Source organism: Burkholderia sp. S-53, assembly GCF_025560745.1.
GTDB lineage: Bacteria > Pseudomonadota > Gammaproteobacteria > Burkholderiales > Burkholderiaceae > Burkholderia > Burkholderia pyrrocinia.
In genome coordinates, this window is record NZ_CP090482.1 from 1006211 (window position 1) to 1027304 (window position 21094).

Below are 21094 nucleotides of genomic sequence, written 5' to 3' on the forward strand. Positions count from 1 at the left end.
TTCCCCAATAAACCTGCTGAAGTCGGTAGCGCATGTCGATTGCCGGATCGGGCCCGGTCGCTTGCGCGCCGCTTTGCGGGCACGCGGAAGCGGCGGCACCGTCGTCCTCATCAGTCGGCACGCGCGAGTCCGGCTCGGCTTCGCTCTCCGATCGAATCCTGTTTTCCATGGGCGTGAGTAGAAAAATCGATCGCGCACAAGCGGATCAATTTATTCATCAGGAAAGGCCAATTAATAACGAATGATGGAAATGGCACGCGCGAGCGCCATCAATCCAAATTGACTCATTCGGAATCAATCGGATAAATGCATCCCGGGTATTTTATTGAAGAAGCGATTTTCTAGTGAAATGCAGATTCGAATTGAAATACAAAACGAACCGGTGATGCGGATTTTGAAACGATCAACATAGGGGTATCTCTCAGATTCTTCTTATAATGCTTCGAATTGTTTCACACTGCGTTACTGCATCAATCGCTCATCAAAACGAGCCAGCCGTCAGGTTCACGATTTCAGGCAACGCCAACGGACGCGCGGTGCGCCACGCAGCTCGCCCCATCCACGCTCCGGCTCGGAGTACGGTGCGCCCGCAAGCATGGCTGCATCATCCACATTGCGGCATCACCTCGGTTGATCAGGCTGGCGTTACTCACCGCCCTGCCCCTGACGCAGCAGCGCACTTTCGACTCGCGCGCCTTACTTCTGCCCATACGCATTTTCACGACAATAAACGAGCGTCTGCGCAAAAACCGATTTTCCAGCAACCATACCCCGATAGATAAGTGCGTACACGTCAACACACCTCACATCCACGGAGTTATTCAACAGAACACCTTCAACCCGCTCTATTGATATGACGATACATCGGATTTCGGGGTCGTTGCAAACTTTTTTTGATGACGATCATTTCTAGACGCCAAGCGTCAGCCAATGAGATTCGTTCTCACGAGAAACCGCCGGCTCGTTTGATACGAAGCCAGCCGGGTCGGCATCTCTTCGGGTAATCGTCCTTTTAGCGAGAGGAAGCATTACCTGCATCTGGAACCAATGACCTCGGGCGACGATCGCGTGTGTCGCATCGGGCCATGGTGCCGCGACCTGCTGGTGCGGACCGAATGCGGATGGCGCATCCAGAGCCGCATGCAGGAGCGCAGCTGGATGCACAACGCACCGCCGGTCGCAGCGCGCTGAGCGGTTCCGCGCGACGCGTTACTTCATCTGCATCAGTTGAATCAGGTTCCCGCACGTATCGTCGATCACGGCGATCCGCACCGGCCCCGCGTCCATCGGCTCCAGCGTGAACCGCACGCCGTGCGCGGTAAGCCGCGCAAACTCGGCGTCGAGGTCGTCGACCTGGAACGATGCGGCGGGAATCCCGTCTTCGTACAGCGCCTGCTTGTACGGCCCCACCGCGCGATGATTGCTCGGCTCGAGCAGCAGCTGCGTGCCGTCGGGCTGATCCTCCGACACCACGGTCAGCCAGCGAAATTCGCCTACCGGCACGTTGTACTTGAGCTGGAACCCGAGCTTGTCGGTATAGAACGCCAACGCCTTGTCCTGGTCGTCGACGAACACGTTCGTCACGTAGATTCGCATCGTGCACGCTCCTGAAACGGCAACCGGCGAACGTCGTCCGCCCGGCCGCGCTGGATGGTCTAAATCGGGCAACCGCCCCGCCCTTCGCTATTCTTCGTCGAAATCGATGACAAACGCGTATCCGTCGTCAATCAGCTTGCGCAAGCAGCCGTCGAAGTCGTCGGCAATCACCGCGCAGCTGTCGGGATCGTGCAGGAAGCGCACGACCTGCCCTACATTGCCCGCCGCGCCCCGCCTTGCCGACCGTATGACCGATGCGTCTCGCGCACCCGCTTACGTGATCTGGTACGTCGACGCCGGCACGAATTCCTCCGGCATCGGGCGGTCGCCCAGTTCGAGCACCGACCGCTCGATCGTGCGCGCCATCGCATCGAGCGCGAGTGCATTCGGCGCGAGGCCGAACGGCTCGGCAACCTCGTTCGCGATCGCCTCGAGCGCAATCAGCGTGTAAGAAACGAACACGCAGATCAGTGGCGTGAAGAACTCCGTCGAATCGACGAGGCCGAACGGCAGCAGCACGCAATACGCATACACGGTACGGTGCAGCAGCACGCTGTAGGAGAACGGGATCGGCGTCGACAGGATGCGTTCGCAACCACCCACCGACTTGCCCAGCTCGTCGAGCTGCGCGTCGAACATCCAGCAGGTCGCGTCGCTGCCGGGCGCGCGGCCCAGCGCGCGAACGATGCCGCCGCGCAGCTCGTCGAGGATCGCGACGGGCTTGAAGCATTTGCGCGCGAACTCGCCGGCGCGCTCCGCGCCGAGAATTCGCTGCAGGTCCTCGGTCGGATCGGTATGGCGAAGCTGATGCTTCAGCGCATAGGTGAACGCGATCAGCAGATCGGCGAGCCGGTTGCGCTCGGCATCGCTGACGCCGTCCGGCAGGTAGCGATTCAGTTGCGACGTCACGGTGCGCGCCGCGATCAGCAGGTTGCCCCACAGATGCCGCGCCTCCTTGAAACGCTCGAAGCTCGCGTTGTTGCGAAACGCGAGGAAGATCGCGAGCGCGAGCCCGAACAGCGTGAACGGCGCGGTGTTGAGCGGAATCTTCTCGCCGAAGATGCGCCCGTTCGTGAACACCGCCAGCGTGCTGACGATCGCCATGAACACGAGTTGCGGAATGATCGATTGCAGCACGGAGCCGTTCCACACGAACAGCATCCTGAGCCAGTTTTGTCGTGGTCTGACGATCATGATGTTTTCTCGACTGCCGACGGAATACGCCACACGGACTGCCCGCGCCCGATGCGCAACGGCCCGCGCGTGGCGGGCCGCTTTCGGATGGGTGCCGGGCCGGGGCCGCGCTGCGCGAAATGATACGCCCGCGCACGCCGCGCCCCGTCACATCGCGCGCCACTCAGTGATAGCCGATATCGCCCTCGCGCACCTTGCCGCGGAACACGCGGTACTGCATCGCGTTGTACACGAGGATGATCGGCAGCACGATCACCGTGCCGACGAGCGCGAACAACTGGCTCGAATGGCTCGACGACGCATCCCAGATCGTCAGCGACGGCGGCACGATGTTCGGCCAGATGCTGATCACGAGCCCCGTGTAGCCGAGGAACACGAGCGCGAGCGTCAGCAGGAACGGCGTGGCCTCGTGCTCGCGCTTCACCGTGCGGAAGATGCCCCATACGCACGCGACGACGAGGATCGGCACCGGCAGGAACCAGCCGAGGTTGCCGCTGCCGAACCAGCGGTGCGCGACGGCGGGCAGCCCGATCACGGTCCACAGGCTCACGACGGCCATCACGCCGAGCAGCACGCCCGTGAGCGGCTTCATCAGCAGCCGCATCTTGCGCTGCAGTTCACCGTCGACCTTCAGGATCAGCCAGCCGCAGCCGAGCGTCGCATACGTGACGAGCACGCCGATCCCGCAGAGCAGGCTGAACGGCGACAGCCAGTCGAACGGCCCGCCCGCGAACTGGTTGTTCTCGATCTTGATGCCCTGCAGCAGCGAACCGAGCACGATCCCCTGGCAGAACGCCGCGAGCGCGGAGCCGCCGATGAACGCGAGATCCCACATGTGCTGCGTGCGGGTCGCCTTCGCACGCAGTTCGAACGCCGCGCCGCGGAAGATCAGCCCGACCAGCATCAGCACCAGCGGCAGGTAATTCGCGGGCAGCAGCGTCGAATACACGACCGGGAACGCGCCGTAGAGCCCCGCGCCGCCGAGCACGAGGAACGTTTCGTTGCCGTCCCACACCGGCGCGACGGTGTCGAGCATCACTTGCCGCTCGGCCTTCGCGTCGAAGAACGGAAACAACAGGCCGATGCCGAGATCGAAGCCGTCCAGCATCACGTAGAGGAACACGCCGAGGCCGATGATCGCGGCCCACACGACAGGAAGATCGATTTGCATGGCTTACTCCGCTTCGGTGACGTTCAGCGGCGTGGACAGCGCGCTCTTGCGCAGCCCCGGATGCCGGTGCAGCTCGATGTACCCGGCCTGTGCCGCCGGCCCGCGCTTCATCAGTTTCATCATGTAGTAGATACCCGATCCGAATACCACGAAGTACACGACCACGAAGATCAGCAGCGACACGCCGACCTGCTGCGCGCTGAGCGGCGCAACCGAATCGACGGTGCGCAGCACGCCGTACACGGTCCACGGCTGCCGCCCGACCTCGGTCGTGATCCAGCCGGCCAGCAGCGCGACGATGCCCGACGGCCCCATGCCCACCACGAACCACTGGAACCAGCGCGTTTCGTACAGGCGTCCGCCCTTTCTCAGCAGGAGCCCGAGCAGCGCGGTGAGCAGCATCAGCATCCCGAGGCCGGCCATGATCCGGAACGTCCAGAACACGATCGGCGAATACGGGCGGTCCTGCGGCGGGAATTCCTTCAGCCCGCGGATTTCGCCATCCCAGCTGTGCGTGAGGATCAGGCTGCCGAGATGGGGCACCTGGATCGAATAGCGCGTGGTTTCGGCCTGCATGTCGGGCAGCCCGACGAGGTTCAGCGCGGTGCCGCCCTTCTCGGTTTCCCACAGCCCTTCGATCGCCGCGATCTTCGCCGGCTGGTATTCGCGCGTATTCAGCCCGTGTGCGTCGCCGACGAAGATCTGGACCGGCGCGAGCAGCAGCAGCATCCACAGCGCCATCGAGAAGCTGCGCTTCACCGGCTCGTCGCGGCGCCCCTTCAGCAGGTGCCACGCGCCGCACGCGGCGACGATGAAGCCCGCGACGATGAACGCCGCGATCGTCATGTGCACGAGACGGTACGGGAACGACGGATTGAAGACGACCTTGAACCAGTCGACCGGCACGACGAGGCCGTTCTCGATCCTGTAGCCCTGCGGCGTCTGCATGAAGCTGTTCGACGCGAGGATCCAGAACGTCGAGATCAGCGTGCCGACCGCGACCATCAGCGTCGCGAAGAAGTGCGCGCGCGGGCTCACGCGCTGCCAGCCGAACAGCATCACGCCGAGGAAACCGGCTTCGAGGAAGAACGCCGTCAGCACTTCATACGTGAGCAGCGGGCCCGTGATGTTGCCGGCGACGCGCGAGAAGCCGGCCCAGTTCGTGCCGAACTCGTACGCCATCACGACACCGGAGACGACGCCCATCCCGAAGCCGATCGCGAAGATCTTCGACCAGAACTGGAACATGGATTTGTACGCGGCGTCGCCGGTGACGAGGTAACGCCATTCCAGCACCGCCAGGAAGCTCGCCATGCCGATGCTGATCGCGGGAAACACGATGTGGAACGACACCGTGAACGCGAACTGCAATCGTGCGAGATGGAACGCATCGAAGATTTCCATGACCGTAATTTGCTCGTGGTTGTGAGAACGTCCGCCCGAAGCAGGAAATCGCGCGACGGCTTGGCGACAACACATGCGAACACCAACGGTCACTCGCATGGCATCGAAGCGTGAATGACGATATCGCGTTTGCCACGATACTCGCAATCACTCGAACGTGCGCTGAAACTGTGCTGCTTCCGTCGCCGAAGATGTGTGCACGGAAAACACCTTTCGTGCCCGCGGGATGGCCGTCTGTACTGCTTTCCGCGTTGCGCCGCTGTGCCTCCGGCGCGCTGTTCGGCGCCCTTAACATGTGATGCAACGCCTGCCCGCGGCGACGGCGCGCCCCTCGGCGCCCGCCCGGCAGCATCGATTCCCGTCGTTCGGCGTACGCGCCGAGCCCGGCCGGCACGCCGGCCGATCCGCCTGGAGAAAACCGCATGGAGTCCTGCATCCGCCGCGACGATCCGACCGGCAGCACCGCGTGTGATGTGACGCGCCATCGTGCCGGCGAAGCACGCGACGCCGTCGATCGCGTCGTCGACGAAACGCCGGTTGCACTCGTGTTCAACGGCATCTCGCACACGGTCATGATGGCGACACCGATCGACCTCGACGCGTTCGGGCTCGGCTTCGCGCTGAGCGAAGGCATCGTCGAGCGCGCGTCCGACGTGTTCGACATCGAGAGCGAAACCCGGCCCGGCAGCGCCGAAGTGCGGCTCACCGTGTCGCAGCAGGCGTTCATGGCGCTGAAGGCGCACCGCCGCGCGCTGGCCGGCCGCACGGGCTGCGGCGTATGCGGAATCGAAAGCATCGCGCAGCTCGACCTGCACCCGGCGCGCATCGATGCCGCAGGCGCGGCCGCCGGCATCGGCGCCGACGCGATCGCACGCGCCGCGCGCGCGTTGCCGGCCCGCCAGACGCTGATGCGCGAGACCGGCGGCATCCACGCGGCCGCGTGGTGCGACCGCGACGGCGCCGTGCTCGACGTGTTCGAGGACGTCGGCCGCCACAACGCGCTCGACAAGCTGATCGGCCGGCTCGCGCGGCGCCGCGCCGACCTGCGCGCGGGCTTCGTGTTCCTGTCGAGCCGCGCGAGCTACGAGCTGGTGCGCAAGGCCGCGCGGGTCGGCATCCCGATGATCGCGACGATCTCGGCGCCGACGTCGCTTGCGATCGACGTCGCCCGCGAAGCCGGCGTGCGGCTGCTCGGCTTCTGCCGCAACGACGGCTTCGTCGAATACGTGTCGCCCGACGCCGCTCATCCCGCTCATCCCGCTCATCCCGCTCATCCCGCTCATCCCGCTCATCCCGCTCAACCGGCGCTTGCGCAAGCGCATCCGGCCCTCTCGTCATGAATCAACTGTTCGATTTCGATACCGCGCAGCAGCATTTCGCCAGCGCATTCGCACCGCTTGCTGCGGCCACCTCCGTTCCGGTGACAGACGCCACCGGCCACGTGCTGGCCGCGCCGCTGACCGCCGTGCTCGACCAGCCGCCGGCCGACCAGAGCGCGATGGACGGCTACGCGTTGCGCCACGCGGATCTCGCGCACGGCGAGCCGCTGCGCGTCGCGCAGCGTTGTTATGCGGGCGACACGCCGGCGCCGCTGGCCGCGCGCACGGCCGCACGCATCTTCACCGGCAGCCTGATTCCGCCCGGCGCCGATACCGTCGTGATGCAGGAGCACGCGCACGAGCAGGACGGCTGGGTCGCATTCGACGCGGCGCAGCGCAGCGGGTCGCATATCCGCCGCCGCGGCGAGGAAGTGCGTGCCGGCGACCTGCTCGTGCCGGCCGGCGTGCGGATGGGCGCGATGCACGTCGGCGTGGCCGCCGCGCAAGGTTTCGCGCGCATCGACGTGCGCCCGCCGCTGCGCGTCGGCATCCTGACGACCGGCGACGAACTCGTCGCGTGCGGCCAGCCGCGTGCGCCGCAGCAGATCTACAACAGCAATGCGCCGATGCTGGCCGCGCTGGTATCGGGAACCGGTGCCGGCGTTGCAATGAGCCTGCATGCGGCCGATACGGCGCCCGCCATCGATCATGCGCTGCGCGAACTGCACGCATGTTGCGACCTGGTGATCTGCGTCGGCGGCGCATCGGTCGGCGACAAGGATCTGCTGCGCCCCGCGCTGGTTGCGCTCGGCGCATCGTTCGTCGTCAGCGGCGTGCGCATGAAACCCGGCAAGCCGGTCGCGCTCGCGCGGCTCGACGCGCGGCCCGTGGTGCTGCTGCCCGGCAATCCGGGCGCTGCGATGACGGCGTTCGCACTGTTCGTCGCACCGCTGATCCGCTGCCTGCAGGGGTGCGACGCGTGCGTGCCGATCGTGCCGTCGCTGCCGATCGACATCGACTTCGAGCCGGATGCGCAGCGCGAACGCTTCGTGCGCGTGCGCTGCATCGTCGGCGCCGACGGCTCGGCCGTGCTCGACACGCTGCGACAGCAAGGCGCCGGCACGCTGCAGTCGCTCATGCAGTCGAGCGGGCTCGCGCGGCTGCCGGCCGGGAAGCACATCGTGCGCGGCGACGCGGTACCGTATTACGAATTCGCGCACTGGCTCGCATGATCGCGACGCCGGGCAGCCGCCCGATGCAGCACATTCGCCGCGCATCCCGCGCTGCGAACTGTATTCCTGCAATTCGGGCGCGATTGTGTCCCTGCCGGAAAAGTCCGGCGGACTATGCTCACGATGAGGCTCGCCACGACCTGTGCGCCGATACGTCGGCACGCACGCGGCCGCTCGGCGCCGCCCACCCGCTTACTTCATGCAGGCCGACGAACCGATCGTGAATGCCATCGTTTCCGCCGCGCCGGCCGCCGCCGCTTCATCCGGCGGCGCATCGCCCGGCGCCTTCCCCCGCACGACCGATACGCTCGGCCGCCCGCTGCGCGACCTGCGCCTGTCCGTGATCGACCAGTGCAATTTCCGCTGCGGCTACTGCATGCCACGCGAAAGCTTCGGCGCCGGCTATGAATTCATGCCGTCGTCCGAGCGGCTGTCGTTCGCGCAACTGGAAAAGATCGCCCGCGCGTTCACGTCGCTCGGGGTCGAGAAAATCCGCATCACCGGCGGCGAGCCGCTGTTGCGCCGCAATCTCGAAGCGCTGATCGAACGGCTCGCGGCACTGACGACCGTCGACGGCAAGCCCGTCGAAATCGCGCTGACGACCAACGGTTCGCTGCTCGCCGCGAAAGCACGCTCGCTGCGCGACGCGGGGCTGTCGCGCGTGACCGTGAGCCTCGATGCGCTCGACGACGCGGTGTTCCGCCGGATGAGCGACGCCGACGTGCCCGTGTCGCGCGTGCTGGCCGGCATCGAAGCCGCGCATGCGGCCGGGCTCGCGCCGGTCAAGGTCAACGCGGTGATCGAACGCGGCGCGAACGACGACCAGATCCTGCCGCTCGTGCGTCACTTCCGGCATAGCGGCGTGGCCGTACGCTTCATCGAATACATGGACGTCGGCGGCGCGAGCTTCTGGTCCGGCGACAAGGTCGTGCCGGCCGCGCGGATGCGCGAGCTGATCGACGAACACTATCCGCTCGTGCTTGTCGGCGAGCCGGGGCACGACGCGACCGCGATCCGTTGCGCGCACATCGACGGCGCGGGCGAGGTCGGCTTCATCGCGAGCGTGTCGCATCCGTTCTGCGGCACCTGCTCGCGCGCACGCGTGTCGGCCGACGGCAGGCTTTATACGTGCCTGTTCGCGACCCAGGGCGCCGACCTGCGGCCGTGGCTCGACGATGCAGCGCCGGTCGACACGCTCGCCGCCGCCGTGCGCGATCGCTGGACGCGGCGCGACGACCGCTATTCCGAGCGCCGGGCCGCACGGCCGGCCCGCGCGCCGGGCAAGACCTATCCGACCGTGCGCATGTCGCTCGTCGGCGGCTGACGGGCCGCCGCGCGACACAGGACGCACCGCCTACAGGAGAACCGTGATGACGAGCTTCACCGAATCCCGCGCCGGGCTGCCGGACGATCCGTCGCGCGCCGGCAGCCATTCCCATTCCGCCGACACGACCGAACCGCACACCGAGCCGCCCCCGGCAATTTCTGCGGGCTTCGAAGTACGCGTGCAGTATGCGGCGATCGACGCGGGTGCCGAGCTTGCACCGATCGTTCGCAATCCGAATGTCGGCGCGGTCGTGAATTTCCTCGGTGTCGTGCGCAAGGAAGGCGACGTCGACGACGTCGTCGCGCTCGAGGTCGAGCACTACCCGACGATGACCGAACAGGCCCTGTGGAGCATCGTCGAGGAAGCCAGCGCGCGCTGGCGGCTCGAAGCGGTCAGGATCGTGCACCGCGTCGGGCGCATTCCGCTCGGCCAGGCGGTCGTGCTGGTCGTGGTGGCCGCCGCGCATCGCGGGTCCGCGTTCGATGCGTGCGAATTCCTGATGGACTTCCTGAAGACCCACGCGCCGTTCTGGAAGAAGGAGATCCGCCACGACGGCGAATCCGGCTGGGTCGAGGCGAAGGCACACGACGACCAGGCAATGCGGCGCTGGGGCTGACCGCCGCGCCCGCTTCACGTTTTCCGAATCCGCCGATTCCGTTCGAGACATCGCGATGAAACTGACGATCAAATACTTTGCAAGCATTCGCGAGCAACTCGAGACCGACGAGGAAATCGTCGAGATCGATGCGTGCGAACTCACCGTCGATGCGCTGCGCAGTACGCTCGCCGCGCGCGACGCGCGCAGCGCGGAAGCGTTGCGGATGGACCGGCCCGTGCGGGCGGCAGTCAATCTCGAGATGGTGACGGGCGGATTCGTCGTGCGGGAGGATAGCGAGGTCGCGTTTTTTCCGCCGGTGACGGGTGGGTGACAAAGACCACGTGGCTGCGATCTTCCATGCAGCTACTTCATCGCTTTCGTGGCAAAGACGACCGTCGCGGCGGCGCCGATGCGCGTCGAGATCTGCGGCGTGATTGATGCGGGGCGACGCGGTACCCTTCCCGCGAAAGAAAGGTTCATCGAGGATTACCGGAGGGGGGAACGCGGGGCCGACGCGTCGGCGTTCGGCCACTAGCTGACATTTGGCGTCTGAAGTCGAAATGGTGGCTTCTCGGCTATCTCCGGCCGCTCCTGATATGAGACCCTCCCGGACAAGCGCACGTCTGCTGCCGAGCAAGCGAGCAGACTATTTCCCCACCGACAGATCCGGGAGAGACAGGAAACGCGGGTATTCGCCTCCAAGGAGGAGGCCGACTATCAAACTCAAACTCGACTACGTTAGCGCGTCGTTGCGAATACCCATCACATAACGAGCATTGCGCGCCACGGACGGGTCTGGATCGGCGGCCAGCCGGGCAAGCAGGGCCGACGCCGTGCCATTGAGTTCGGCGAGCGCCTGACAAATACGCACACGGGTCTGGACATCGGCTGGACCGTCTGAGATCGCTGCTTCAAAGCGCTCCACAATTTGCTTTGCGATCGCAGGGTCTTCCGCCAAATCGGCTAACGCATCGGCCGCCTCGACATCGTGAGTCCCGCCAAGAACCTGCTCGATCAGCAGGGGAATGGCGTCGCGTATCCCCCATCCGCCAAGCACCCGCGCAGCGCGATACCGCACGCGCTCCGCGGGGTCGAGGAGCGAGCCACGCAAGGACTCCACCGCATCGGAACCTCCGAGTTTCGCCAGCGCGAGCACGGCCCGTTCGCGTACTGCCGGATCGGGCTGTTGAAGCGCCGCGCCAAGTACGCTGGCGCCGCTGCCTACGGTTCTTCCCAGCGCCCAGTGCAGCGCACCGGCGACATTCGGCTCTTGTTCCTGGAGCAGTGCGTGGGCGATGAGTGCTGCAAGCGGGGCATCGCTGGACGCGGCGTCAAATGCAGCACGCTGTCTCTCAGGCGCATGCGTCGAGTCCAGTCCTTTCAACAGATGCACGACCTCGAGCACCGCTGACCAATCCTCGGGGGAGGTGGCGGACACAGCAGTCAGCCGGCAAAGCAACGCTTGCTCTGCGGCCAGCCGCTCGCGGCTGCGAACCATCAGCGCGTCAATGAGCACATCGGGGTGAGGCGCTTGTTGGCTGAGCGCCTGACGCACCTCGGCCAGCCCAAGGCCCAGCGAACGCAGGCTTTCCACTTGGAACAGGCGCAAGGCATCGGCTTGCGAATACTCGCGGTATCCCGCTTCCGTACGTCCCGATGGGCTGACCAGTCCGACCGCGTCGTAGTGCCGCAGCATGCGCGCGCTGACGCCGGAACGATTGGCCAACTCGCTGATGCGCATCACTTGTCTCCGGTGTCATCTGGTTCACGCCGCCTCGTGTCTCGGCCTTGGCTCCAATCGAGCCTCCAAAATTCTAACAAACCGCCAACGGCTTCCATCACCTCGGCCAACACGTGGCTCATCACATCGGTCGCCGTAAATCCGCCTATTCGTCGGCGTCGGGCAACGGTGCACCTGCGCGCCACGCATCGGCTGGATCGAGCACAAACGCACTCTCCGGGTCGGCGATGAGCCTGAGGCTCGCGCAGGCATGAACGCGAACCGCCGGGTCCGTGTGTCGGGCCGCCGCCGCATCGAGCGGGGCCATGGCGTCGTCTCCAAGCATGAGTAATGCCCGGCTCAGACTCCGCTTGAGGTCCTTGTCGCCGCGGCCTAGCTCGCGAACCAGTTCGCGTGCCAAGGCGGCTCGTTGCCAGGTGGGCACCAGCCCCGCTGCGGTGCGCCACGCAGTTCGTGCCACCTCCGGATCGGGGTCATGTAGATGCCCGCTTGTGATCGCTGACCAGGTTGCGGGGTCGCCGATCTTTGAGAGCGTATGTAGCGCCTGGCTACGCGCTTGCGCCAACGGCGAGCGCAGCTCGTCAAGCAGCAATGGCAATGTCAGATCCTGCGCATGCCGGGTGAGCGCCCAGGTGAGCATGTCGCGAACGAAGAAATCCGGTTCGACACCGCAACGCTTCACCAGTAGCGTAATCTGGCCTGGATCGGGAGCCGTGCCGGCACCAAGCGCAGCCGCAAGACGGAGCGAAGCGTCTGGATGCTCGAGTGCCGTGGTCAGTGCGTGACGGGAAGTCGGGGGATAGTGACGGGTCATGAACGCCTCCTCGCCCGACAGTGGACGCCTTGTCACTGTGACAAGGTCAAGCGTTTTCGGGCGAGGGGCGAATTGCACGCCCAGGCAGCCGTTCGTGGGGCCGATCACTGCCTCCTCCGCAGTGAGGCCGAGACATTCGGAGAAGCTCATCGACGGGCTGCGGTGCGTCCACAAGCGACATCCACGAGAATCCACGAAGACCCAAGAAAAAGCCGGCACCATGCCGGCTTCGTCGTAGAAGCGCAAGACACCACACACGCCCCTTCACCGCATGCACGCCGCGGCCAGCTTCCCGACCGCGATCACCGCCTGCTCGATTTCGGGCGACCACGAGCTGCTGTAGTTCAAGCGGATGAAGTTCCGGTAGCTGTCCGTGATCGAAAACATGTAGCCGGGCCCGATCGTGATCCCCTGCTCCAGCGCGAGCTGATACAACCGCATCGCGTCGACCTGCGCCGGCAGCTCAACCCACAGCACATACCCGCCGGCCGGGCTCGAAATGCGCGTGCCCTCCGGAAAGAACCGCGACACCATCGCACGCATCAGGTTCGCCTGCTGCGCATACGCCTTGCGCAAGCGCCGCAGGTGATGCTCGTACCCATCGCGTTCGAGAAACTCCGCGATCGCAAGCTGCGGCAACGACGGTGTCGCGAGCGTGTTCAGGAATTTCAGCTTCTCGACCTGATCGCGATAGCGTCCCGGCAATGCCCAGCCGATCCGGTACGCAGCCGTCAGGCTCTTCGAGAACGACGAGCAATGCAGCACGATTCCGCTGCGGTCGTAGGACTTCAGCGAACTCGGATGCGTATCGCCGAAATACAGTTCGTTATACACACCGTTCTCGATGATCGGCATATCGGCCCTCGTTGCGAACTCGACCAGCTCGCGCTTGCGCTCGTCGGGCATCTGAAAGCCCAGCGGGTTCTGGAAGTTCGGCATCACCATGCACGCCGCGATCGGCTGCGACTTCGCGATCGCCGCCAGCGCGGCGATATCGATCCCGTATTCCGGATGCGTCGCGACCTCGATCGCCTTCATCCCCATCCGCTCGATCGCGTGCAGCATCGCGTAGAACGTCGGCGATTCCACCGCGATCGTGTCGCCCGGCTTCGCGACCGCCTGCAGGCACAGATTGATCGCCTCCGTCGCGCCGACCGTCACGATGATCTCGTTCGGGTCCACCGACATCCCGTTTTCCAGGTAGCGGCGCGCGATCTGCCGGATCAGCCGCGGATGGCCGGGCGGCAGCCCGTCCGTCACGCCCGACAGCGACTTGTCGCGGCCGGCTGCATACGCGTAGCGGTTCAGCTTCTCGAACGGAAACAGGCTCGGATCCGGATACGGCGAGCCGAGCGGCACCGCGTCGTCCGTGCCGATCGAGCGCAGCGTCGACAGCACGAGCCGGCTCACGTCCACCGACGACGAAATCGCGATCGGTTTCGACGGCCGCAACTCGCGCACCGGCGCATGACTGTCGTCACGGCGCAGGTTCACGAAGTAACCCGACTGCGGCCGGCTTTCCAGCAGCCCGCGGCTTTCGAGCAGCAGGTACGCATGCAGCACGGTCGTGATGCTGATCCGATGCTGCTGGCTCGCCTGCCGCACCGACGGAATCCGGTCGCCGTGCCGGTACACGCCCTGGCGGATCAGGCGCTCGATATCGTCCGCGAGTTTTTCATAGAGTTTCATCGCGCGTCTCCCGCCGGCATGCGCCGCCGCGCCGCCATGCCGTGCGCGTCCGACACGCGCGTGTTCCACCCGCCGACCGGGCCGTCGTGATGCCTGATCTTTCCGTCCGGTTTTGCCGTTTCCATCGCACTGGCTCTCTCTTGAAGATGCGCCGGCAGGGGTCCGGTACGACTAGATCCGCGGCACTGTGCACTTGATGGTGGAATCTTAAAAGCAGAACAGTCGGCGGCGAGTACACACATCGATCGCGCGAACAAGAGTACAGTTCGGCGCGAATCGCGTATGGCGAGAGAACTGTACGTCTAATGAAATACCCGGGCGGCCGGAAGCCTTGCGCGGCGGCGCCGGCGCCGGCCCGAAGCGACGGCTGCACGGCCTTTCGTCCGACCAGCGCAAATGGGGTGCAATACTGTGCGATCGCACGGTTTTCATGGGTGGAGTCAGACCATGCAGCACACGATCGAACAGGCATCCGACCTCGGCGGCGCGATCCGCGCGGCCCGGCAAATACAGAAATGGCGCCAGAACGACGCGGCCGGCCGCGTCGGCGTCAGCGAGTCGTTCGTGGTCAAGGCCGAATGCGGCGCAGACACCGTCCAGCGGGGCAAGGTGTTCCAGGTTCTGCAGGGGCTCGGCGTGCGGATCGTCGTCGACCTCCCCGATGCGGGCAGCGCGTTGCTCGAACGCGCATCGGCATGCGCGAGCCGCCGCGCCGATGTCCGCGCATCGCGCGCCGCCGGCATGGAGCGCGCGCATGACTGACCGCGCCCTCTCCGCCCTGCTCGTCGCGCGGCTGACCGGCACCGCCGACCATCCGCGCTTCACCGGCACGCCGATCGACCTGTCGACGCTCGACGCGCACGCACTCGGCACGGTGTGGCCGGCGCTGCGCCGCGCCGAGCGCGCGATCATGCAGCGCGACTTCGAGTACGACGACCCGCGCGCCGAATTCGCGCGCTGGCTGCGCGGGCAGATCGATGCGCTCGGCCTCGTGCCGCTCGTCGACGCCGATGCCGCGCTAGAACTGTTCCGCGATATCCCGCCCGGCGCGTGGCAGCGCGCGCTGGAGGAACTGCCCTGCCTCGACGCGCTGCCGTCGCCCGCACTGCAGGTCGAGCTTGCGCGCATCGCGAGCGAACCGGGGGAAGACGGCCTGCGTTCCGCGTCCGCGTATGGCGCGTATGCGCTCGACTGGTTCGCCGGCCGCCGCGACTTCTCGGCGCGACGCGACGCGTATGCGCAAGCGCTGGCCGATTCGCCGTTCCGCGTGCGCGAACTCGACGTGCTGCCCGAGCTCGGGCCGGCCGCGCTGCTCGCGCTGGCCGCGACGCACGACGGTTATTTCGCGCCGAAGCGGCTGTGGCTCGACTTCAGCGATCCGGCCGTCACGCTCGCAGAAGACGCCGCGTACGTCGAATTCGCGCGCGACGCGCTGACCGAGGCCGCGCGGCAAGTCTCGGCGATTCATGCCGGCACAGTTCCGTACGAGGCCGATCGCGCGTTCACCACCGACGACGCGCAGGTCGTCGCCCGCGCGGCGCGCGTGGCCGCGTATCGCGACGAAGCGTGGCTGCGCCCGCTGATCGGGCCGCTGCTGACGGGCGTGTGCCTCGCGCCGACCGCCGCGAAGACGGCGCCGTCGCAGTCGCTCGCGATCGCGCTCGGCCACGCGGTCGAGACGATCCCGACACCCGAGAGCGTGCGCGCGCTGCGCGACGCGCTGGCCACCGTGCGTCATGCCGGCGTGCAGAAGAAGCTCGCGCGCAACCTGAAGCCGGCCGAACGCGCGCTCGGCGAGCGGCCGCATACCGCGCTGCGCATGACGCTCGACGCGAAACCCGACAAGAAGCAGCTCGCGATGCTGGCCGCGTGCATGGAAGCGGGTTTCTGGCAGCCGATGACGCTCGGCCATGCCGAATGGCGCGAGCGGCTCGTCGATGCACCGGCCGGCGCCGCATTCTCGGCGCGCATGATCTGGCATGCGCGCGGCAGCGATGGATCGACGCAGTCGTTCATGCCTGACATCGCGAAGGGCAAGGTCGTGCTGCGCGACGCGGCCGGGCATGCGTGCGACATCGGCGACGGCAGCGACATCCGGTTATGGCACCCGCTGCTGGCCGATGCGGAAGAGCGGCTCGCGTGGCAGCGCGCGATCGTCGGCCGCGCGCTGCGGCAGCCGGTCAGGCAGGCATTCCGCGAGTACTACGTGCCGGCCGACGGCGACGCCGCGGCCAGCGATTCCGCGATGTTCGAAGGTCACGTGCTGTCGAGCCGGCCGCTGCTCGGCGTCGCGCGCCGCGAAGGCTGGTCGATCCGCGCATACGACGACGCGCTGGTCCGCGAATTCGGCGACGTGCGTGCAACCTTCCTCGTCGATGCGCGGCTCTATCCCGGTTCGGACAGCCACGGCACGTCGCGCCGGCTGCACGTCGAACGCCGGCATGAACGGCGCTGGGTGCCGCTGCCGATCGGCGAGATCGATCGCGTCGTGTTCTCGGAAGTGGCGCGCGCGGTCGACCTGCTCGTCAGCGTGTCCGCATTCGCGCTCGACGACGACGCGACACGCGCGGCGGCCGCTGCGCTTACAGTCGACCCGGTTCGCCGGCGCGACATCGACGCGGATCGCCGGCAGCGCCTGGACCGGCTGTCGGATTTGCCGCTGGGCGTGATGGCGCGCCATCGCCAGCACGTGCTGGCGCTCGTGTTCGCCGACGCGATTGCGCAAGGCAGGATGACGATCGACGAACGCCATGTGCGCGTCGGCGCGTGGTCGGTGCATTGCGCGACCGGGCGCGTGACGCGCGACGGCGAGCCCGTCGAACCCGCGACCGAGCCGCCGCCGTCGCCGCTGCGCGCGGTGCCGTGGCTGCCTTACGACGAAGCGCTGCTGCAGCGGATCGTCGACGTCGTCGCGGGCTTGCTCGACTGAGTGCCCGCCGTCAGATCGAACCGAACAGCGCGCGCGGCCGGTCCTTCAGCGTGCCGGACAGGATCCGCAGCCCGTTGACGAGCTCGTCGCGCGTGGCCGGGCACGCGAGGTTGATGCGCACGCCGTGCTCGATTTCCGCGCGGTCGACCGCGAACGTCGACGACGGCATCACGATCACGCCGCGCGCCTTCGCATTCGCGGCGAAATCGTCGGCGCGCCACGGCGGCGGCAGCCGCAGCCACACGAACATGCACGCCGGGTCGGACTTCAACTGCCCGGTCGGCAGCAGTTCCCGCGCAAGATCGACACGCGCGCGGACCTCCGCGAGTTGCGCGGCCATGATCCGCTCGGCGGTGCCGTCCTCGATCCATACCGTCGCGATCAGCATCGAGATCGGCGCGGGCATCCATGCGGTCGTGCGCACCGCTTCCGCGCACAGCGCGACGCTGTCGCGCGGGCAGCTCAGGTAGCCGAGGCGCAGCCCCGGCGCGAGGATCTTCGACGTCGCGCCGATATGGAACGTCAGCTCGGGGCACAGCCCCGCGATTGCCGGCAGCCGGTCGCGCACGAGCGGCCCATACACGTCGTCCTCGATGATCGTCACGTGATGGCGCCGCGCGATGTCGACGAGCGCCATCCGGCGCGCGAGGCTCATCGTCGTCACGGTCGGGTTCTGCAGGTTCGGCACGACGAAGATCGCCTTGACCGGCATGCGCTGGCAGATCCGTTCGATCTCGTCGGGCAGCAGGCCGTCGTCGTCGGCCGGCGCGCTGACGATCTCGAACTGGAACACCGGCGCGAGCGCCTTGAGCCCGTAATACGTGAGGCGATCGGCGACGATCACGCCGTCGGTGCCGATCAGGCTGTTCAGCACCGCATACAGCCCGTGCTGAGCGCCGCTCGTGACGACCACCTGGTCGCGCGACGGCGCGAAGCCGGGCGCGGCAAGCCATTGCGCGCCGGCCGCGCGCGCCCAGTCGGGCCCCTGCGGCGGCTGGTATTCCTGCAGCGCGGCGAAACGCGGGTCGTTCGGCAGCGTGCCGAACGTCTGCGCGAGGCACGCGAGAAATTCGCCGGTCGCCGGGCGGTTCACGGTCAGGTCGATCACGCCGTTGCCCGCCGCGAGCGACGCACGGGCCGGCTCGATGCTCGGCATCGCGCCGCCGGTGACGAGCGAACCGCGGCGCTTGCTGCCGATCACGAGGCCGCGCAGTTGCAGTTCCTTGTACGCGCGGGACACGGTCGACACGTTGATGCCGAGCTCGGTCGCGAGCTGGCGCTGCGGCGGCAGGCGGCTGCCCGGCGGATACGTGCCGTTGCGGATTTCCTCCTCGATCGAGCTCGATACCTCGACATAAGTCGGCCGCTTCGCCTGCACCGGCGCACCGCCGTCGCGCTCGCCGGAAAGTTTGTCTGATGCCATTTGTCGCCTGTGACCACACAAAAAGCGTTTGTCTGCCATTTTGGCCTGCCCAGCGATTGTATATGACATCCCCTCCCCGTCAAACGTCAGCAGAAAAGTCTGCTGAATCAACCCGTTAAAATCGGGTAAACACTAGCGCCACACAATCGCTTTTTGATTGCACACAAAAAATTACTGTGTGATTCTTTATCTCAACTTTGTGTGAACCATGTGTGCCGGAGGGGATGCGTCATGGCGAACGTCGCCATCGTGGGTGCAGGCTTCATCGGGCTCGGCGCCGCGGCATGGCTGCAGCGCGACGGGCATCGCGTGACGCTGTTCGATCCGGCCGGCGTCGGCCACGGCGCGTCGTTCGGCAATGCCGCGACGTTCGCGCCGTACGGCTGCGTGCCGGTGAACGGCCCGTCCGTGTTCCGCAACATCCCGCACTTCCTGTTCGCCGCCGACAGCCCGCTGCGCATCCGCTGGCCGTACCTGCTGCGCGGTGCGCCATGGCTCGCGCGGTTCCTGCTCGCATCGACACCCGCGCGCCACGCGCGCAGCGCAAGCGCGCTGGCCGCGCTGCTGTCGCGCGCCGCCGACGGTTATGCGCCGCTGCTCGCCCCGCCGCGGCTCGCGGCGTTCGTGCGGCCGCGCGAATGCCTGTACCTGTACGCGCGGCAGGCGTCGTTCGACGCCGCGCAGCCGTCACTCGCGCTGCGGCGCCGGCTCGGCGTGCCGTTCGAGCTGCTCGACGCGAGCGCGATCCGCCGGCTCGAGCCCGCGCTCGCGCCGATCTTCGCGCGCGGCGTGCTGTTCGTCGGCAGCTGGCATTTCTCCGATCCGCACGGGTTTCTCGGCGAACTGTTCGCGCATCTGGCAACCGGCGGCGCGACACTCGAACGCGAGCGCGTCGAGCGGATCGCGCCCGCCGGCGACGGCGTGAACGTGCACGCGGGCGGCTCGGTGCGCACGTTCGATCACGTTGTCATTGCCGCTGGCGCCCGCTCGCGTGAACTCGCGGCCGCGTGCGGCGACGCCGTGCCGCTCGATACCGAGCGCGGCTATCACGTGCAGTTCGCCGCGCATGAGCAGATCGTCACGCGGCCGGTCGGCTGGGCCGAACGCGGTTTCTACATGACGCCGCTCGACGAAGGATTGCGCGCGGCCGGCACCGTCGAACTCGGCGGCTTCGACGCGCCGATGAACCCGTCGCTCGTCGCGCTGCTCACGCGTTCCGCACGCGAAGCCGTGCCGTCGCTCGGCGCGCCGACGCGCAGCTGGCTCGGCTTCCGGCCGACGCTGCCGGACGGCGTGCCAGTGATCGGCCACGCGCGCGACAGCGCGCGCGTGATCCACGCGTTCGGCCATCAGCATCTCGGCGTGACGCTCGCCGGCATCACCGGGCGGATCGTCGCCGACCTCGTCGCCCAGCGCGCACCGCCGCTGGACCTCACACCATACCGGGCCGCGCGATTCTGACGCGCGCCGCGACTTCAACCAACGCAAGGAGAGGCATCATGAATCGTCGTAACTGGCTGGTCTGGCTGGCCGTCTGCTCGATCGGGACGGTCGCCGCGTCCGCGCAGGCCGCGGACCCGGAAACCATCAAGATCGGCTTCGCCGGCCCGCTGACGGGGCCCGTCGCGCGCGTCGGCAAGGACCTGCAATACGGTGCGCAACTCGCGCTCGACGAGGAAAACGCGAAGCATCCGACCATCGGCGGCAAGCCGGTGCGCTTCGCGCTCGACGTGCAGGACGACCAGGCCGATCCGCGCATCGCGATCCAGGTCGCGCAGAAACTCGTCGACGACGGCGTGGTCGGCGTGATCGGCCACTACAACTCGGGCTGCAGCATTCCCGCGTCGGCCGTCTACCGGCAGGCGAACGTCGCGATGATCACGCCCGGCTCGACCAATCCGCAACTGACGATGCAGGGCTTCAAGAACGTGTTCCGCACGATGGGGCACGACGGCGTCGGCGGCGTGGTGGCCGGCCGCTTCGCGGTCGAGCAGTTGAAGGCGAAGCGGATCGGCATCATCGACGATCGCACCGCGTTCGGCCAGGGCCTCGCCGACGCGTTCGAGAAAGGCGTGCAGGACGCGCACGGCAGCGTCGTCGACCGCGAATACACGAACGACAAGGCTGTCGATTTCCGCGGCATCCTGACGACGATGAAGAGCAACAACGTCGACCTGCTGTTCTTCGGCGGGCTCGACGAACAGGGCGCGATGCTCGTCAAGCAGATGCGCTCGCTCGGCATCCGCGCACAACTGTTCGGCGCCGGCGCGCTGAAAAGCAATGCATTCCTGAAGATCGCCGGCAATTCGGGCGAAGGCACGCAGGATCTCGAACCGGGTCCGGCGCTCGACAAGCTGCCGTCCGCCGTCGCGTTCGCGCAGCGCTACAAGGCGCGCTTCAACCAGGACGTCGAGCTGTATGCGCCGTTCGCGTACGACGCGGCGCTCGCGATGATCGCGGCGATCCGCAAGGCCGATTCGCTCGATCGCGGCAAGATCGTCGCGAGCCTGCCGGGCGTGTCGGTCACGGGCGTGACCGGGAAGATCTCGTTCGACGAGCGCGGCGACCTGATCAAGCCGCCCTACACGCTGTTCCGCGTCGAACAGGGGCAGTGGCACAGCATCCGCACGGTCGGCGGCGCGTCGAACTGAGCGGCA

Annotated in this window: 18 protein-coding genes; 10 read left to right on the plus strand and 8 right to left on the minus strand. The window is 66.8% G+C overall.

The features are described from left to right. The first annotated feature begins 32 nt into the window (after positions 1 to 32). Entirely contained in the window at positions 33 to 245 is a 213-nt protein-coding gene (locus LXM88_RS04185; RefSeq protein WP_262530718.1) for a hypothetical protein, read from the plus strand. A gap of 964 nt (positions 246 to 1209) precedes the next feature. On the opposite strand, the gene LXM88_RS04190 is transcribed toward LXM88_RS04185, so the two are convergent. The 4 genes from LXM88_RS04190 to LXM88_RS04205 all read right to left on the minus strand — a co-directional run bounded on the left by LXM88_RS04190 (position 1210) and on the right by LXM88_RS04205 (position 5365). Next, positions 1210 to 1596, minus strand: coding sequence for a VOC family protein (locus LXM88_RS04190; RefSeq protein ID WP_262530720.1), 387 nt, complete (start codon positions 1594 to 1596; stop codon positions 1210 to 1212). 273 nt (positions 1597 to 1869) lie between these two features. Next, entirely contained in the window at positions 1870 to 2790 is a 921-nt protein-coding gene (locus tag LXM88_RS04195) for a bestrophin family protein (protein ID WP_262530722.1), read from the minus strand. Between the two features lie 163 nt (positions 2791 to 2953). Next, positions 2954 to 3961, minus strand: coding sequence for a cytochrome d ubiquinol oxidase subunit II (gene cydB, locus LXM88_RS04200; RefSeq protein WP_262530723.1), 1008 nt, complete (start codon positions 3959 to 3961; stop codon positions 2954 to 2956). A 3-nt stretch (positions 3962 to 3964) separates the two neighbouring features. Beyond that, positions 3965 to 5365, minus strand: a complete 1401-nt coding sequence (locus tag LXM88_RS04205; protein ID WP_262530724.1) for a cytochrome ubiquinol oxidase subunit I — start codon at positions 5363 to 5365, stop codon at positions 3965 to 3967. A 422-nt stretch (positions 5366 to 5787) separates the two neighbouring features. On the opposite strand from LXM88_RS04205, the gene fdhD reads away from it, so the two are divergent. From fdhD to moaD, 5 genes are all read left to right on the plus strand, one after another. Further along, entirely contained in the window at positions 5788 to 6705 is a 918-nt protein-coding gene (gene fdhD, locus LXM88_RS04210) for a formate dehydrogenase accessory sulfurtransferase FdhD (protein WP_262530726.1), read from the plus strand. Beyond that, positions 6702 to 7916 (plus strand): molybdopterin molybdotransferase MoeA, encoded by a 1215-nt coding sequence (locus tag LXM88_RS04215; protein WP_262530728.1) that lies wholly within the window; start codon positions 6702 to 6704, stop codon positions 7914 to 7916. The genes fdhD and LXM88_RS04215 overlap by 4 nt, the downstream gene beginning before the upstream one ends. A gap of 199 nt (positions 7917 to 8115) precedes the next feature. Further along, positions 8116 to 9240 (plus strand): GTP 3',8-cyclase MoaA, encoded by a 1125-nt coding sequence (gene moaA / locus LXM88_RS04220; RefSeq protein ID WP_262530730.1) that lies wholly within the window; start codon positions 8116 to 8118, stop codon positions 9238 to 9240. A 46-nt stretch (positions 9241 to 9286) separates the two neighbouring features. Further along, a complete protein-coding gene (locus LXM88_RS04225; RefSeq protein WP_262530731.1) occupies positions 9287 to 9859 on the plus strand; it encodes a molybdenum cofactor biosynthesis protein MoaE in 573 nt (190 codons plus the stop codon). Between the two features lie 55 nt (positions 9860 to 9914). Beyond that, positions 9915 to 10172, plus strand: a complete 258-nt coding sequence (gene moaD / locus LXM88_RS04230) for a molybdopterin converting factor subunit 1 (protein WP_262530732.1) — start codon at positions 9915 to 9917, stop codon at positions 10170 to 10172. 402 nt (positions 10173 to 10574) lie between these two features. Here the strand turns inward: moaD and LXM88_RS04235 are convergent, their stop codons facing one another. From LXM88_RS04235 to LXM88_RS04245, 3 genes are all read right to left on the minus strand, one after another. Further along, a complete protein-coding gene (locus LXM88_RS04235) occupies positions 10575 to 11582 on the minus strand; it encodes a HEAT repeat domain-containing protein (protein ID WP_262530733.1) in 1008 nt (335 codons plus the stop codon). A gap of 145 nt (positions 11583 to 11727) precedes the next feature. Beyond that, the gene (locus tag LXM88_RS04240) at positions 11728 to 12546 is read right to left on the minus strand and encodes a HEAT repeat domain-containing protein (RefSeq protein WP_262530734.1); all 819 of its coding nucleotides are present in this window, start codon (positions 12544 to 12546) and stop codon (positions 11728 to 11730) included. Between the two features lie 114 nt (positions 12547 to 12660). Beyond that, positions 12661 to 14085: an aminotransferase-like domain-containing protein gene (locus LXM88_RS04245; protein WP_262530736.1), complete on the minus strand. Its 1425-nt coding sequence runs from the start codon at positions 14083 to 14085 to the stop codon at positions 12661 to 12663. A 447-nt stretch (positions 14086 to 14532) separates the two neighbouring features. Between LXM88_RS04245 and LXM88_RS04250 the strand changes: the two genes are divergently transcribed. Both LXM88_RS04250 and LXM88_RS04255 read left to right on the plus strand, forming a co-directional pair. Then, positions 14533 to 14847 (plus strand): helix-turn-helix domain-containing protein, encoded by a 315-nt coding sequence (locus LXM88_RS04250; protein ID WP_262530738.1) that lies wholly within the window; start codon positions 14533 to 14535, stop codon positions 14845 to 14847. After that, a complete protein-coding gene (locus LXM88_RS04255; RefSeq protein WP_262530740.1) occupies positions 14840 to 17014 on the plus strand; it encodes a DUF4132 domain-containing protein in 2175 nt (724 codons plus the stop codon). The genes LXM88_RS04250 and LXM88_RS04255 overlap by 8 nt, the downstream gene beginning before the upstream one ends. Before the next feature lie 10 nt (positions 17015 to 17024). Here the strand turns inward: LXM88_RS04255 and LXM88_RS04260 are convergent, their stop codons facing one another. After that, positions 17025 to 18437 (minus strand): aminotransferase-like domain-containing protein, encoded by a 1413-nt coding sequence (locus tag LXM88_RS04260; RefSeq protein WP_262530741.1) that lies wholly within the window; start codon positions 18435 to 18437, stop codon positions 17025 to 17027. A 231-nt stretch (positions 18438 to 18668) separates the two neighbouring features. On the opposite strand from LXM88_RS04260, the gene LXM88_RS04265 reads away from it, so the two are divergent. Beyond that, positions 18669 to 19898: an NAD(P)/FAD-dependent oxidoreductase gene (locus LXM88_RS04265; protein WP_262530743.1), complete on the plus strand. Its 1230-nt coding sequence runs from the start codon at positions 18669 to 18671 to the stop codon at positions 19896 to 19898. Positions 19899 to 19936: 38 nt separating this feature from the next. After that, positions 19937 to 21088, plus strand: a complete 1152-nt coding sequence (locus LXM88_RS04270) for a branched-chain amino acid ABC transporter substrate-binding protein (RefSeq protein WP_262530744.1) — start codon at positions 19937 to 19939, stop codon at positions 21086 to 21088. Positions 21089 to 21094: the final 6 nt, after the last annotated feature.